Source organism: Pseudomonas sp. BN415, from assembly GCF_029871195.1.
In the GTDB taxonomy this organism is placed as follows: Bacteria; Pseudomonadota; Gammaproteobacteria; order Pseudomonadales; family Pseudomonadaceae; genus Metapseudomonas; species Metapseudomonas resinovorans.
The window spans coordinates 23,258-38,093 of sequence record NZ_SSOK01000046.1; the positions used below are offsets into that span (position 1 = coordinate 23,258).

Genomic DNA, 14,836 nt, shown 5'->3' on the forward strand with positions numbered 1-14,836 from the left:
GCCAACGACCCACCTACTGCGCGACCACCACGGTTCCGCCGTCCCGTGCGGCCCGGCCGATGGCGTCCACCACCCGCAGGTTCTGCAGACCGTCGCGCACGCTCACCAGCGGTTCTGCCTCACCGCGAATGACCTGGCAGAAATGTTCGAGCTGCCGCGCTAGCGGGTCTTCGCGCTGCAGGTCGACCACTTCGCAGGTGAAGGGCTTCCACCAGGAATGGTCTTCTGGCTGGTCGTAGCACTTCAGGCGCAGGGTGGGCACGGCGAGGGAGCCGCTGGTTCCGGCGATCAGGTAGCAGTCTTCATCGTCATAGCTGGGGTAGTCGCGGTTCTCCCGGGAGGTCTGTTCCCAGCTTCGAGCGGAGGCCGCCGTGTCGGAGAGCAGGAAGCTGCCCAGGGCGCCGTTGGCGAAACGCAGGCTGATTGACACCGTGTCCTCCACCGGAAAACCGCGCGTGGCACTGGAAGCCAGGGCCTGCACGGCGACGATCTCGCCGCACAGCGAGCGTAGGTTGCCGATCTCGTGGATCAGGTTGATCAACACCGGCCCACCACCGACTTTGCGCCGCCAGGTTGCAGCATCGAAGTAATCGTCCGGCTTGTAGAAGAGCGCGCTACCCATCACCGCTACCAGGCTCCCGAGGCGGCCTTCGCGGATAATCGCCCGCGCGCGTTGGAGAATCGGGCTGTGGGCGCGGTGATGGCCCACCAGCAGCGGGACCTTCGAATCAAGCGATGCGGCCAGCAGCCGCTCGCCCTCTTCCAGCGTATCGGCCACGGGTTTTTCGATGAGTGCAGCAACGCCGGCCTGCAGGCACACCAGCGCCTGCTCGACGTGCAGTTGGTTGGGGGTGGCGAGAACGATGCCGTCCGGCCGTTCTGATTCGAACAGCGCCTCCAGCGACGGGAACAGCGGCACGCCGGCACGCTGGGCGACGTCCCGGGCCGCGGTGACGGGGTCGACCAGGGCTGCCAGTTCGCAGGAAGGATTGGCCTGGATGAGTTCAAGGTGGCGCTGGCCAATCAGGCCGGCACCAGCAATGGCAATGCGGAGGATGCTCATGTCGTTCGATCTGTTCCTGTGGGGGAAGGGTCGATCGAAAGACTAATATTCACTAATCCATCTATAATCCGCCACCATGAAAAATCAGAATGCGCTTTTAGCGAATAATGATCCCTTCCTGCGCGACCTCTTGCTGTTCTGCGCCGTCGCGAGGCGCTCCAGTTTCATCGCTGGCGCGACCGAGCTGGGCATTTCTCCCGCCCACGTCAGCAAGCGCATCGCCATGCTGGAGGAGGCCCTCGGGGTCAAGCTGTTCAACCGCACCACACGGCGGGTGAACATCACTGCCGATGGCGAGGCCGCCTTCGCCTGGGCACAGACGATCCTCGAAAGCGTGGAGGGCATGGTGGAGGCCCTGTCCGGCCTGAAGGGCGAGCCGCGCGGTGTGCTGCGCATCGCCACCAGCCTGCGCCTGGGGCGGGACTACGTGTCGCCGGTGCTGTCCCTGCTGCGCCAACGCCATCCCGGGCTGGAGGTCTGGCTGGAACTGCTGGATCGGCGGGTTGACCTGATCGGTGAGAACGTCGACATCGACCTGCGCGTGGGTGAAGTCCACGAGCCGCACCTGATCGCCCACAAGATCGCCGAAAGCCACCGCATGCTCTGCGCCGCCCCGTCCTACCTGGCACAGCGCGGCCATCCGCGCAGCCTGGCTGACCTGGCCCAGCACGACTGCCTGCTGTTTCGCGAGCGCGAACTGAGCTTTGGCGTGTGGCGCCTGGCCGGCCCCAATGGCGAGGAAACCGTGAAAGTCACCGGCCCCATGGCCTCCAACCACAGCGATGTGGTGCGCCAATGGGCCCACGAGGGTCACGGCGTGATCATGGCCTCGGTTTGGGATGTGGCCCCGAGCATCCGCGCCGGCAAACTGGTGCGCGTGCTACCGGCCTACCAGCAGGCCGCCGATGTCTGGGCCGTGACCGCCGCGCGGGCTTCGGGATCGGCCAAGGTGAAACTCTGCATCGAGTTCCTCAAGGAGCAGTTGACCCAGGGCCCCCATGCGCTGGATACACGGCTGTGAAGCGGGTCGACAAGCCTTGAACACTTGGCTAGGCCTCCAGGCAGACCTCGCTGATTCATTCGCCCCGCTCTCTCGCCGAGGAAGCGGGGCTATCCGCGCTGGCGAAACCTACCCGGCTTAGCGCGTGTAGTCGCTCTCCATCACGTCCCGGTACACCGTCGCAAAGGCTTTCCAGTCCTCATCCGGCATGGGCTTTCGGTGCTGCTTGAACTGCTCGTAGTCGTGCTTCGAAGCACTGTAGGCAGTCAGGCGATGATTGGCCTTGGCCAGGCCGAGCAGGGCGACCTCCACATGCGGCTCCCGTTCACCGGTGACTTTGACGAAGATGTTTTTCGGATAGAGCCGACCGTGCTCCCAGCCAGCACGGTGCATGCGCGCTATGGTGTTGGCCAGTTGCTGGATCAACTGCTGGCGCAGATTGGCCTGCATTGGCTGGGCATACCACGCTTCGAGGCTGATGAAACCGTCGAGGCTTTCGGTGATAAGCAACGCCTGCCATTCGGTTTCGGTCTTGCGTGCGGCGCTGAACACCACCTTGGGCACGCGGATCCCCAGCTTGGCCAGTGCCTGCAAGGCTCTCATTTCATGGAGGATGGCCGGCTCGCCGAACGGGTGTACCAGGTCGTGGTGGAAGTGGTTGATCTGCCGCTTGCTGTAGAGCACCTGACCATCCTGGGTGTGCAGGCGCTGGATGCCGCTTTCGCCACTGAGCAACTGATCCTCGGAGTCGAACCACTCGCCATAGGTATCCCACCATTTGTCGAAGCTGCCTTCCGAGGCGGCGTTGTCATGGCTGAACCACTGGGTGTTCATGAGAGCACCTCCTCGTGGAGCGCCCCCGCTCCACCGGCTACTGCCGAGGCAACCCGACACGGGCCGCCGCCTGAGACCGGAAGAATCGGCCCCCTGGATTCACGTTAGCGCCCTTTTGCCTGTTTTGCCGGCGCGTTCATAGACACCTGGGGGTCGAATCCAGACAACTCCCGACAGATCATTAGACCTATGGTGACGGGCCTTTCATCAGATTGTCTGGAGCTGAAATGTCCGACTTCATCACCGTCCTGCGCGAGACCTGCCCTACCCCCGTCCTGGACGCCACCAAGTGGAAGCGCATCGGCGGCGATCCGCACACCGTGAACCTCAACGCTTACCTGTCCAAGGACGGCAGCAAGATCATGGGCACCTGGATCTGCACGCCCGGCAAATTCGAGGTCAACTACGAGAAATGGGAGTACTGCCACTTTCTGGATGGCTACTGCATCATCACCCCGGAGGGCGAGCAGCCTAAGCACCTGAAGGCCGGCGACGTGTTCGTGATCGAACCCGGCATGAAAGGCACCTGGGAAGTGGTGGAAACGGTGCGCAAGTACTTCGTTTTCGCCTGATTCCCTTCCCTCTTGCGGGAACGAATTCACTCGCGAAGCAAAAGGCCGGGCACTCGCCCGGCCTTTTGCGTTGGAGAGCCAATCAGGCCTTGTAGCGATCCGCTGCCGACGAACGCGACAGGTTCGGTGCCATGTGGAAGCGGGCAGCCGTGAAGCGCTCCCAGTCGCCTTGCTCCGGCAGCGAGGGGATAGTCACCAGTTCGCCCTGATCCAGACCGGCCAGCGCGGCATCCACCATCTCGACCACGTCCATCAGGATTTCCTGCGGGATGTTCTCGATACCGGTGCCCGAGCGCTCCCAGATTTCGGTACGGGTCGCCCCTGGCAGTACTACCTGCACCCGCACGCCCTTGTCCTTCACTTCCGAATTCAACGACTGGCTGAGGTTGAGCACAAAGGCCTTGGTGCCACTGTAGGTGCCGTTGAACATTTCCGGCGCCAGGGCGAGCACGGAAGCGATGTTGATGATGGTGCCGCGTCCCTGCGCGACGAAGTTGGCCGCCGCCGAGGCAGCCAGGTGGGTCACGGCCACCACGTTGAGCTGGATCATCGCGTCGAAACGGTCGAGGTCGGTATCCAGCAGGCTGCCGCTGACGGCCACGCCGGCATTGTTCACCAGCACGCTGATGGCGGAGTCGCTGCGCAAGCGCTGGGCAACGCGGGTCAGATCGGCCTTGTCGGTCAGATCGGCCTTCAGCACTTCCACCTTCACTCCAGCCTGCTGGCGCAGCTCGGCTGCCAGGGCTTCCAGGCGGTTCTGGTCACGGGCGACGAGCAACAGGTCATGACCCCGCTCGGCCAGGCGCTTGGCATAGGTGGCACCGATGCCAGTAGACGCGCCGGTGATCAGGGCAACGCCTTGGTGCTTGTGTTCGCTCATGGTTCAGTCTCCAGGGAAAGGGCTCGGGGTGAGCTGTTCGCTTAAATTACACACATAATATTACGACCGCAATATATCTTCTCGAACCGTTCGTCGCGGGGAGGACCAATAAATCCTTGAGCGCTTGCTCGTGTGGGGGGCGAGCTCATTCGCCAAGGGTTGCGAAGCGGCCCCTGGAATTCCGGGGCAGAGTTTCGCTGGCAAGCCAGCGCCTACAAGGCTCTTGGCCCGAGGGTCCATCTCTCGCAACAGCTAACGCAGACATCGCGAATGAACTCGCCCCTACAACGGATTTGTCCCACACCAGAATCCCGCAAAAAAAAAACGGCGCGCGGGCAGCAATCCCGGGCGCCGTAACACTGCCTAGCAGCTGTGGTGGCGGACCGCCGCCCTGGTCGCAGGCGGTCCGTAGCGGGACTAGAGGCGTCCCAGCTCCTGCGCGGTTCGATCCACCGCGATCTTCGTCTTGCTGACCAGTTCGTCGATCTCGGCACGGGTGGCCACAAGGGCCGGCGCCATGATCATGCGACCGAGGGTGGAGCGAATGATCAGCCCCTCCTCGAAGCCGATAGTGCGGCAACGCCAGGCGATGTCGTTCTCGTTGGCGAAGCGCTTGCGGGTGGCCTTGTCTTCGGCGAACTGCAGCGCGGCAACCAGACCAGCGCCCTGGATGTCGCCCACCAGCGGGTGGTTGCCGAACACTTCGCGCAGGCATTGCTGCAGGTAAGGGCCGGTGTCGGTCTTCACCTGGGTCACCACACCTTCGTCGCGCAGTGCCTTGAGGTTCGCCAGGGCCACCGCCGCTGCCACCGGGTGGCCGGAGTAGGTCAGTCCGTGGGCGAACACACCACCCTGCTCGACCAGCACTTCGGCCATGCGTTTGCTGAGGATCAGGCCGCCCATGGGGATGTAGCCGGAGGTCAGGCCCTTGGCGATGGACAGGGTGTCCGGCTCGAAGCCGAAGTGCTGGTGGGCGAACCATTCGCCGGTACGGCCGAAACCGCCAATCACTTCATCGGCACACAGCAGCACGTCGTACTTGCGGCAGATGCGCTGGATTTCCGGCCAGTAGGTTTCCGGCGGGAAGATCATGCCGCCGGCCCCCTGGAAGGGTTCGGCAACGAAGGCGGCAACCTTGTCGGCGCCCAGTTCGAGGATCTTCTCTTCCAACTGGCGAGCCGCGCGCAGGCCGAACTCCTCGGGCGTCAGGTCGCCGCCGTTGGCGAAGTAGTAAGGCTCATCGATGTGGGCGATGTCCGGCAGCATACCGCCCATCTCGTGCATGAATTTCATGCCGCCCAGCGCCGTGGCGCCCAGGGTGGAGCCGTGGTAGCCGTTCCAGCGACCGATCATGATCTTCTTCTCGGGCTTGCCGAGAATCTGCCAGTAGCGGCGTACGGTGCGGATCAGCACCTCGTTGGCCTCGGAGCCAGAGTTGGTGTAGATGGCGTGGCTGTAGTGGCCCGGCAGCAGGCTGAACAGCAGCTCCGACAGCTCCACCACCGCCGGGTGGGTGGTGTGGAAGAACATGTTGTAGTACGGCAGTTGCTCCATCTGGCGGGTAGCAGCGGCGGTGAGGTCCTTGCGGCCGTAGCCGAGGTTGGTGCACCACAGGCCGGACATGCCGTCGAGGTAGCGCTTGCCGTCGTTGTCCCAGAGGTGGAGGCGCTCGCCACCGACGATCACGCGCGGCCCTTCGGCGTTCAGCGCCTTCTGGTCGAGGAAGGCATGGATGTGGTGGGCCGCATCCGCTGCCTGGTAATCACGGGTTTCGCGTTGTGCCTGGAATTGAGCGTTCATCTTTGGGGGTCTCCTCTTCCCGCTATTCAGCTGTACCGATGCTGGCCGAAGCCGATGGGCAGGGAAAATACTAAATATGTCTTCGAGCTATACGAAAAAGCTGCCCTGCCCGCCGAGCGACCAGGCGCCCGATGTCCGGCCGGGTGCCGGGCATGCGGGCAGGTATCCGGGCGACGAACTGCATATCGCCCTGACCCTGCATTCAGTCGCGGCGTGTCACTGGATCTGCTCCAGTGGCTCAGGGCGGAACAGGTCCTTGCGCATCACGACCTTGATCCAGACCACAGCAATCAGCGACACCAGCGCCAGCACCACACCGGCAATGCCGAAAATCTTGCCGGTCATGTCCGGGCTCGGCGAGGCATACCAGATGGCGTAAAGCATGCCGACGATGCCGAACAGTTGCGGCAGCGGGTAGAACGGCGTGCTGAACGGGCGGGCGATGGCCGGGTAACGGCGACGTAGGGCGATCACATCCAGGTGCACGATGATGTAGGCCAGCAACCAGGCCAGGGCCGCAGCGAGCAGCAGCAGGTTGATGGAGGCGGCATCCTGGCCCATGACCAGAATCGGCAGGCCGGTAATGGCGGCCACGAACAGTACCGCCACCCAGGGCGTGCGAGCGCGCGGGCTGAGCAGCTTGAACTGCGGGAAAGCCTGGCCGTTCTGCGCCATGCCATAGAGCATGCGCGGGATGGCCGCCAGCGAGGTGTTCAGGGTGCTGCAGGTGGCAGTGACCGCGGCGATCACCAGGAACACCTCACCCGCCTTGCCGAACACCGTGGTGGCGAACAGGTAATGCGGCAGTGCGTCGGTGGTCAGGGCCTCGGTGGGCACCATGAACAGTGCGCCCAGGCAGTAGAGCGCAATGGTGATGAAAATGACGGTCAGGCCGATGATCATCGAACGCGGGATGTTGCGCTCGGGGCGCTTGGTTTCCTCCACCAGCGGGCAGACGAACTCGGCGCCGACGAAGCCCCACACGGCCAATGCGGTAAGGGTCAGCACACCCGCCCCCATGGGGTTCCAGTCACCGTGCAGCACCATGCTGGCGGTTTCGCTGGGCGCGCCTTCAACGACAGCGGCCAGGCCTAGCACCAGCAGCACGATCACCATCACCACCGCCAGGGCGGTCTGCAGCTTGGCGAAGATGTCGATGCCCATCAGGTTGAGCACGGTGAACAGGCCGAGCACGCCGAAGGCGACGCTGAAGGGCGGGAACACACCCGGATAGACCTTGCCGACGATCAGGTCGAGCAGCAGCAGTTCGGCCGACAAGGCGAACATCGCCACCACCACATAGCCGGAGAAGGTCGCCAGGATGGCCGGAAAATGCCCCAGGGCAACCTCGGTGTAGCTGGAAAGGCCGCCGGCACGGGGAATCATCAGCGACAACTCGGAGAAGGAAAACGCGTAACTCAGGGCCAGCAGGTAGGCCAGCCCCAGCGGGACGATGAAGCCCAACCCGGAGAAACCGGCGCCCTGCAGCATCAGCACCATCACACCTTGGGACACCACCAGGCCGATGGCCACCGCCAATAGCGCGCCAAGGCCCAGCACGCGGCGGAATCCACCCTCTTCCACCTGCCCATGGGCAGGAACGGACACACTTGCACTCATGACATTCTCCCGATCTTGTACTTGTTATTGGCCCGCCCGGCCGTAACCACCGACGAGCACTGGTAGTGCAGGGCGCGGTAGGTTCCGGCCCCGCCAGTCACGCCCCGCCCGCTCACCGCACTTGCGGCGTCTGCGGGGCGCAATGTTCAACGTGCCGCCCAGGCGTTGAAGCGCTCCTCCAGCTCCTCGCCGTGGTTGACCCAGAACTCCGCGCTGACCAATTGCGCATCGGCCAGGTTCGCCGGCGCGGTGGGCAGTTGCATCTGGGTGGCGGCGGGCAGTGCGGCCAAGGCGTCCTTGTGGACCGGACCGTAGGGGATCTGGCTGGAGAAGGTTTTCTGCGTATCCGCCTGGCTGGCGAAAGCAATGAAGCGTTCGGCCAGGGCCTTGTTCGGGCTGCCGCGGACAATGGCCCAGTGGTCCGGGTCGTAGAGATTGCCGTTCCAGACGATGGCAAGCGTGGACCCCTCCTTCTGCGCAGCGGCGATGCGACCGTTGTAAGCGGCCGACATCACCACATCACCCGCCACCAGCCACTGCGGCGGCTGGGCGCCGGCTTCCCACCACTGGATATGGGGCTTGATCTGGTCCAGCTTGCGGAAGGCACGGGTCACACCATCCGGGGTTTCCAGCACCTTGTAGAGGTCTTCGCGTTTTACCCCGTCGGCCAGCAGCGCGGCTTCCAGGGTGTACTTGGCGCCCTTGCGCAGGCCGCGCTTGCCGGGGAAACGCTGGGTATCCCAGAAATCCGCCCAGGAGGCAGGTGCGGCGGCCAGCTTGTCGGCGTTGTAGGCCAGCACCATGGACCAGACGTAACTGGCCACGCCACACTCGCTTACCGTGCCAGGCATGTAACTGGCGGACTCACCGAGCAGAGCCGGATCGATACGCTCGAACAACCCTTCCTCGCAGCCGCGCAACAGCTCGGGGCTTTCCACTTCAACGACGTCCCAGGTGACTTGGCCGATGTCGACCATCGCCTTCACCTTGGACAATTCGCCGTTGTACTCACCAGCGACCACCTTGCCGGCGCCGCTCTGTTCGAAGGGTTTGAAATAGGCCACATCCTGGGCAGCCTTGGTAGCGCCGCCGAAGGAGATCACGGTGAGGCTGGAGGACTGGGCCTGGGCGGGTACACCGGCGGCGGCCAGCAGGGCGACGCCAAAGGCGACACGGATGCACGGTAAGGACTTGAGCATGGAAACTCCCTCACTACTTGTTAGTTGTGGTCAGTTGCTGAGGCAGTCGTGGCCAGGAAGCCGTGAACCCGCGCGTGCACCACGCGACAGGAAGGTGTTTCTCGTTATGGACAGCCGCGCGCCGTATGAGCACGCGGCCGGGTCGTCATGGCGACCTCAGCGCAGCTGGAACCAGGTGGTTTTCAATTGGCTGTACTTGTCGAAGGAATGCAGCGAGAGGTCGCGGCCGAAACCGGACTGCTTGCCTCCACCGAAGGGCACTGTGACGTCCAGGGCGTCCACCGTATTGACCGACACCGTGCCCGCCTTGAGCGCGCGGGCGACGCGATGGGCGCGGTGCAGGTCATCGCTCCACACCGAGGCAGCCAGGCCGTAGATGCTGTCGTTGGCCAGGCGCAACGCCTCTTCCTCGGTATCGAACGTGCTGACGGCCAGCACAGGGCCGAACACCTCTTCACGCGCCAACTGCATGTCGCTGCTCACATCGGCGAAGACAGTGGGTTCGACGAAGTTGCTGGAACCATTGAAGGACAGGCGACGCCCCCCGGTGAGCAACCGCGCGCCCTCCCCTTGGGCGCCTTCGATGAAGGACATGATGCGCGCGGTCTGCCCGGCGTCGACGATGGCACCGGCACGGCTGGCCGGGTCCAGCGGGTCGCCGGGCATCCAGTCGCGGGCCTTGGCCAGCAGGCGTTCGATGAACTCGTCGCGGATGGAGCGCTGTACATACAGGCGCGAGTTGGCCGAGCAGACCTCGCCTTGGTTGAAGAAGATGCCAAAGGCAGCCTTCTCGGCGGCCAGGTCCAGGTCGCGGCAGTCGTCGAAGATCAGGTTCGGGCTCTTGCCGCCACACTCCAGCCAGACCTGCTTGAGGTTGGACTGGGCCGAGTACTGCATGAAGTATTTGCCCACCTGGGTCGAGCCGGTGAACACCAGGCAATCCACATCCGGGTGCAGGCCCAGGGCCTTGCCGGCGCTTTCGCCCAGGCCCGGCACCACGTTCAGCACGCCTTCCGGCAGCCCGGCTTCCAGCGCCAGCTCAGCCAGGCGCAGGGCGGAGAACGGCGACTGCTCGGCAGGCTTGAGCACCACGCTATTGCCAGCGGCCAGGGCTGGAGCCAGCTTCCAGGCGGCCATGTCGAGGGGGAAGTTCCAGGGCACCACGGCGGCGACTACGCCCAGCGCTTCGCGGGTGATGGTGGCCAAGGCGTTCGGCGCAGTGGGCGCCACCTGATCATAGAGCTTGTCCAGGGCTTCGCCGTACCAGGCGAACACATGGGCGGCGCCGGGCACGTCGATGTTCCAGGCATCCATCACCGGTTTGCCCATGTTCAGCGAGTCCAGCAGGGCCAGCTCTTCGCGATGGGCCATCATCAGTTCGGAAAGACGCAGCAGCACCTTCTTGCGCTCCACCGGGGCCATGCGCGCCCAAGGGCCTTCGTTGTAGGCGCGGCGCGCAGTGCGCACGGCGAGGTCGACCTCAGCCTCGCCGCAGGCGGCGACGCGGGCCAGCAGCTCATTGGTGGCCGGGTTGATGGAGTCGAAGGAGGCACCGGAGGCGGCGGCCACCTGGCGGCCGCCGATAAGCGCCTTGTCAGTGAATGCTTGCCGGGCAGCTTTCTGCTGCCAATAGCCGAGATCTAACACGCTGCACTCCCAGATCGACCGTCGTCGCGGTCATGTTGTTATTCGGGTCGAGGCAGATGGTGCGCCAGCTACCGGCAGAGGAAAATTATTAAAAATATGCTCGAGTCATATGAAAAAGCTCGGCAGCCCATCAGGCCTGACACTACGCGTCTGGGGTAAGGTGCCACTCACGACTACGAGAAGAATGAGCCGCCCGCACAGCGCCAGCGGCCGACAAGAAGCGGAGGTGCCAGTGGCTACCTATACCTTGCGACAACTCAAGTATTTCGTGACGACGGTGGAGGCCGGCAGCGTGGCCGAAGCGTCGCGCAAGCTGTACATCGCCCAGCCATCCATCTCCACCGCCATCAAGGGCCTGGAAGAGAGCTTTGGCGTGCAGCTGTTCATCCGCCACCACGCCCAGGGCGTATCCCTCACGCCCAGCGGCGCGCGCTTCTACGAGAAAGCCCAGGAGCTGCTACGGGTGGCGCGCGAATTCGAACAGAACGCCCTGGCCGACAATGACATCGTCGCCGGGCAGATCGACATCGGTTGCTTCGAGACCGTCGCCCCGCTCTACCTGCCGCAACTGATTGCAGGCTTCCGCGAGCGCTACCCCGGCGTGGACATCCGCATCCGCGACGGCGAGCAGCAGGAACTGGTGCAAGGCCTGACCGCCGGCACCTTCGACCTGGCCTTCCTCTACGAGCACGACCTGGACAGCACCATCGCCACCGAACCACTGATGCCGCCGCAGAAGCCCTACGCGCTGCTGCCGGAGAATCATCGCTTCGCCAGCCAGCCCCAGGTCTCCCTGCGCGACCTCTGCCTGGAGCCGATGATCCTGCTCGACGTGCAACCGAGCCGCACCTACTTCGTCAGCCTGTTCCATGAACTGGGCCTGACGCCCAACATCGTCTTCAGCTCACCGTCGATCGAGATGGTGCGCGGCATGGTCGGCCAGGGCTTCGGCTTCTCCCTGCTGGTCACCCGCCCCCACTCCGAATGCACCTACGATGGCAAGAAGGTGGTCACCGTCGACATCACCGAACCCGTCGCCACCTCCGGCCTGGTGGCCGCCCGCCTCAAGCGCGGCCAGTTGACCAAACCTGCGCAACTGTTCGTCGACTTCTGCCGCGAACGACTCGCCCATAAGGCCGAAGCGCCGTAGGTTGGCGTAGAGCGCAGCGAAACCCAACGATCCACGCGCCCAGTCACGCCGTCCGATGGGTTTCGTGCCTCAACCCATCCGGCATTGGCGTAGAACTCCAGTAGCATGGCGGCAGCATTTCCAGGACGGGTAGCACGAACGTGATCAGAGAACTCAGGACATTCGTGGCGGTGGCCAGGCTTGGCAGTTTCTCCGCCGCCGCCCGCCAGGTCAGCCTGACCCAGGCCGCGGTCAGCGCGCAGATGAAGAGCCTGGAAGATGCACTCGGTATGCAGCTGTTCGACCGCACAGCCAAGTCGGTCACCCTCAATGCCAACGGGCTGCGAACCCTGCCGATGGCGGAGGAGATGCTGGCGCTGTACGCCCGCATGTGCCTGCCGGAAACCCTGGAGGGCTATCGTGGCAGCCTGAACATAGGCGCCATCGGTACGGTGCAGACCGGTGTACTGCCGGAAACCCTCAAGCGCCTCAAGGAGGCCGCGCCACTGCTGGAAGCCCGGCTGATTCCTGGCGTTTCGCTGGACCTCGTGGGCCAGGTGGAGGCCGGTGACCTGGACCTGGCGCTGATTATCGAGCCGCCCTTCCCGCTTGCCAAGGAAATCCATATGGAGCGTGTGCTGGAGGAGCCCTTCGTGCTGATCCACCCGCCGGGCACCGACTGCGGCAGCATCGCCGAAATGCTCGAGCGCCACCCCTTCATCCGTTACGACAGCAAGTCATTCGGCGGCCGGCTGGTGGGCAAGTTCCTCAAGGACCACAAGCTGCAAGTGGACCAGGTCATGGAGCTGGATGACCTGGACGCCATCGTGCGCATGGTGGAAACCGGCCTGGGCGTAGCCATCATTCCCTTTGCCGGGGTCTGGTTGCGGAGCGCATCCACGGTTCAGGTACGTGCCTTGGGTGAGATGGCGTTCAAGCGGGAGATCGTGCTGGTGTGCCGCTACGGCAACAAGGCACTGCCACAGGTCGACCTGTTCCGCAGGGTGCTGCAGCAGTCAGCACTCGGTTACATGGAGGAGCTAAGCACCCGCTTCGCCCAGCGAAATTGAAGGCGACACCAAGCATAAAAATCCTTTGGGCTGAGCGATGCGCATATTCGCTTTCTCCCCAAAGGGTTCGAATCGAACATTGGAGCCTCCAATGACGAGCAGCCGGAGCCTTCGATGAGTCTCTCCCCCTTCCACCTGGCGATTCCCGTTTACGACCTCCCCGCCGCCCGTGCCTTCTACGGCGAAGTGTTCGGCCTGGAAGAAGGCCGTTCCAGCAGCCACTGGGTGGACTTCAACTTCTTCGGCCACCAACTGGTTATTCACGAACATCCCAAAACCGACTCGCAGAGCCATGCCCACACCAATGCGGTAGACGGCCACGACGTGCCCGTGCCGCATTTCGGCGTGGTGCTGGAATGGTCCCAGTGGGAAGCCCTGGCCGAGCGCCTGGCGTCACTCGGCACCCGGTTTGTGATCGAGCCCTACATCCGCTTCAAGGGCGAGGTCGGCGAGCAGGCCACCATGTTCCTCTTCGACCCGTGCGGCAACGCCCTGGAGTTCAAGGCCTTCAAGGACATCGGCCAGCTGTTCGCCAAGTAAGCCCTTTGATCCGCGTCCCACCTTGTGAGCGCAGAGGGTGGATCGCGGCAGGGGTTTCCTGCCGGACATTTCGGCGAGACGGGCCTGCCAGCAGCCACGGCAGACGGTGGCGTCCGACAAAACGCGCCCGGTGCCTTTCACGCGCTGGCGCCGTGCGCCTGCCGGTACGCTTTCAGGTACTCGATCAACACCTTTACCTTGCGCACGTTGCGCCGGTGGGTGAGGTAGAGCACGTAGATCTGCGGGCCGAAGCCGCTCGGTTCGCGCCAGCACTCGGGCATCACCTCAACCAGTTCGCCTCGCGCCAGATAGGGTGCCGCGCTCCATTGCGGGATGAACTGCAGGCCCTGGCCGTCCAGCAGGCAGGCGAGCCGGTTTTAACGAACGCAGTTCTGTCCATGCGCTTTGAAGGCCGCGTGAGTGACAGGAGGCTGTTCGCTGGACTTACTCACTGCCCCTTCGACCACATCGCGGCAGTAGCCGCTTCCGCGGCCTGGTCCCGCTCCAGAAGCTGGATCTCTCCCTGAACCTCAGGGTAGATAGGGTAGACGGCGGTCAGCACGTCTTTGTACTGGGGATGCCCGGCGTGGCGAAAGTGGAGATCACGGGCGAGATCTGCGGCGGAATTGAACGAGAGGTCCGAGTTGGCCTTGATGAAGTCCCACCCACCCACCGCCTGTAGAGCCAACTCCCGGGCTGCCAAGGTAGCTCCAGCCCCAACCAGGGCAGCGCCTCCGTTCTGGCTCGCCGCCGCAAGGTTGCCTACGGCACTGCCGGTACTCATACCGGCGGATACGGTCAGCCCTTTTTCGACCCAGGGCGCGATGGTGTCGTCCTCGGTGAAGGGGCTCATGTATTGCCCGCCGCTGCCCAGGATGGGTTGCGGCAGGCGGAGGATGTCCTGCGCAGGGGCTGCGCCGGATACCAGGCTCAGGGAGTATGCCCCTCCCGCCTGGGGCATCGCGCCATTCTTCGGCATCGAATGCACAAGAATGAAGTAAGTCTTGTCGTCATCCGGCGGCAGGGTGATCACGACTTCCGAGTTGGGGCCATTAATGTCGAAGCTCCGGCCATATGACTGGTCCAATGCGATCGGCATTTCTTCCATCGCCAGGGTCACGTGATGCAGGGAGAGCGACGTGTCCGATAATTCCGAGCGAACCGTAACGGTTACCTGCGAGCCCGGCTCGGCCTGGAAGCTGTATATCTCCGATGCGATGGAAAGCTGGCCCTGCAGCGTTTGCCCCGGCTGGATCTGCTTTATCCGTGCGGCCATGGAACTCTCCATCATCGCGCGCACATCGGGGGGTGTCTCCGCCTCGATGCGGGCCAACTCGGCCATGATCTCTTCGGTGCTAGGGCGGTGAACGCAGCCCGTGAGCATTGCGCAACCCAGAATGGCGGTAGTGAGGAACTTCACGATCGCGTCTCTGCCTTGTTCGTTGTAGGTGTTCGCGTCCATGGCCTGACCGGCCGGCCGCG

The 14,836-nt window shown here is 63.8% G+C and carries 14 protein-coding genes; 5 read left to right on the forward strand and 9 right to left on the reverse strand.

The window, feature by feature from the left end:
• Positions 1–13: 13 nt before the first annotated feature.
• The gene (locus tag E8F20_RS11380) at positions 14–1,063 is read right to left on the reverse strand and encodes a Gfo/Idh/MocA family oxidoreductase (RefSeq protein ID WP_280283813.1); all 1,050 of its coding nucleotides are present in this window, start codon (positions 1,061–1,063) and stop codon (positions 14–16) included.
• 76 nt (positions 1,064–1,139) lie between these two features.
• On the opposite strand from E8F20_RS11380, the gene E8F20_RS11385 reads away from it, so the two are divergent.
• Positions 1,140–2,084, forward strand: a complete 945-nt coding sequence (locus E8F20_RS11385; protein WP_280283814.1) for a LysR family transcriptional regulator — start codon at positions 1,140–1,142, stop codon at positions 2,082–2,084.
• 117 nt (positions 2,085–2,201) lie between these two features.
• Here E8F20_RS11385 and E8F20_RS11390 read toward each other — a convergent pair whose 3' ends face one another.
• On the reverse strand, positions 2,202–2,897 hold the full coding sequence (locus E8F20_RS11390; RefSeq protein ID WP_280283815.1) for a lipopolysaccharide kinase InaA family protein: 696 nt from the start codon (positions 2,895–2,897) through the stop codon (positions 2,202–2,204).
• A 227-nt stretch (positions 2,898–3,124) separates the two neighbouring features.
• On the opposite strand from E8F20_RS11390, the gene E8F20_RS11395 reads away from it, so the two are divergent.
• The gene (locus tag E8F20_RS11395) at positions 3,125–3,469 is read left to right on the forward strand and encodes a cupin domain-containing protein (protein WP_028630940.1); all 345 of its coding nucleotides are present in this window, start codon (positions 3,125–3,127) and stop codon (positions 3,467–3,469) included.
• Positions 3,470–3,551: 82 nt separating this feature from the next.
• On the opposite strand, the gene E8F20_RS11400 is transcribed toward E8F20_RS11395, so the two are convergent.
• From E8F20_RS11400 to E8F20_RS11420, 5 genes are all read right to left on the reverse strand, one after another.
• On the reverse strand, positions 3,552–4,349 hold the full coding sequence (locus tag E8F20_RS11400; RefSeq protein WP_280283816.1) for an SDR family oxidoreductase: 798 nt from the start codon (positions 4,347–4,349) through the stop codon (positions 3,552–3,554).
• Positions 4,350–4,766: 417 nt separating this feature from the next.
• Complete coding sequence (locus E8F20_RS11405; RefSeq protein ID WP_280283817.1) at positions 4,767–6,149, reverse strand: aspartate aminotransferase family protein; 1,383 nt, start codon at positions 6,147–6,149, stop codon at positions 4,767–4,769.
• A gap of 216 nt (positions 6,150–6,365) precedes the next feature.
• Complete coding sequence (locus E8F20_RS11410) at positions 6,366–7,769, reverse strand: APC family permease (RefSeq protein ID WP_280283818.1); 1,404 nt, start codon at positions 7,767–7,769, stop codon at positions 6,366–6,368.
• Positions 7,770–7,915: 146 nt separating this feature from the next.
• Positions 7,916–8,968: an ABC transporter substrate-binding protein gene (locus E8F20_RS11415; protein ID WP_280283819.1), complete on the reverse strand. Its 1,053-nt coding sequence runs from the start codon at positions 8,966–8,968 to the stop codon at positions 7,916–7,918.
• Positions 8,969–9,124: 156 nt separating this feature from the next.
• Complete coding sequence (locus tag E8F20_RS11420) at positions 9,125–10,615, reverse strand: aldehyde dehydrogenase (RefSeq protein WP_280283820.1); 1,491 nt, start codon at positions 10,613–10,615, stop codon at positions 9,125–9,127.
• A gap of 232 nt (positions 10,616–10,847) precedes the next feature.
• Between E8F20_RS11420 and E8F20_RS11425 the strand changes: the two genes are divergently transcribed.
• From E8F20_RS11425 to E8F20_RS11435, 3 genes are all read left to right on the forward strand, one after another.
• Entirely contained in the window at positions 10,848–11,765 is a 918-nt protein-coding gene (locus E8F20_RS11425) for a LysR family transcriptional regulator (protein WP_280283849.1), read from the forward strand.
• A 140-nt stretch (positions 11,766–11,905) separates the two neighbouring features.
• Positions 11,906–12,814 carry a LysR family transcriptional regulator gene (locus E8F20_RS11430; protein ID WP_280283821.1) on the forward strand — a complete coding sequence of 303 codons (909 nt, stop codon included), beginning with the start codon at positions 11,906–11,908 and terminating at the stop codon, positions 12,812–12,814.
• Between the two features lie 114 nt (positions 12,815–12,928).
• Positions 12,929–13,354, forward strand: a complete 426-nt coding sequence (locus tag E8F20_RS11435; protein WP_280283822.1) for a VOC family protein — start codon at positions 12,929–12,931, stop codon at positions 13,352–13,354.
• Between the two features lie 137 nt (positions 13,355–13,491).
• On the opposite strand, the gene E8F20_RS28410 is transcribed toward E8F20_RS11435, so the two are convergent.
• Entirely contained in the window at positions 13,492–13,635 is a 144-nt protein-coding gene (locus E8F20_RS28410) for a hypothetical protein (protein WP_348529619.1), read from the reverse strand.
• A gap of 167 nt (positions 13,636–13,802) precedes the next feature.
• The gene (locus E8F20_RS11445; protein WP_280283823.1) at positions 13,803–14,816 is read right to left on the reverse strand and encodes a hypothetical protein; all 1,014 of its coding nucleotides are present in this window, start codon (positions 14,814–14,816) and stop codon (positions 13,803–13,805) included.
• Positions 14,817–14,836: the final 20 nt, after the last annotated feature.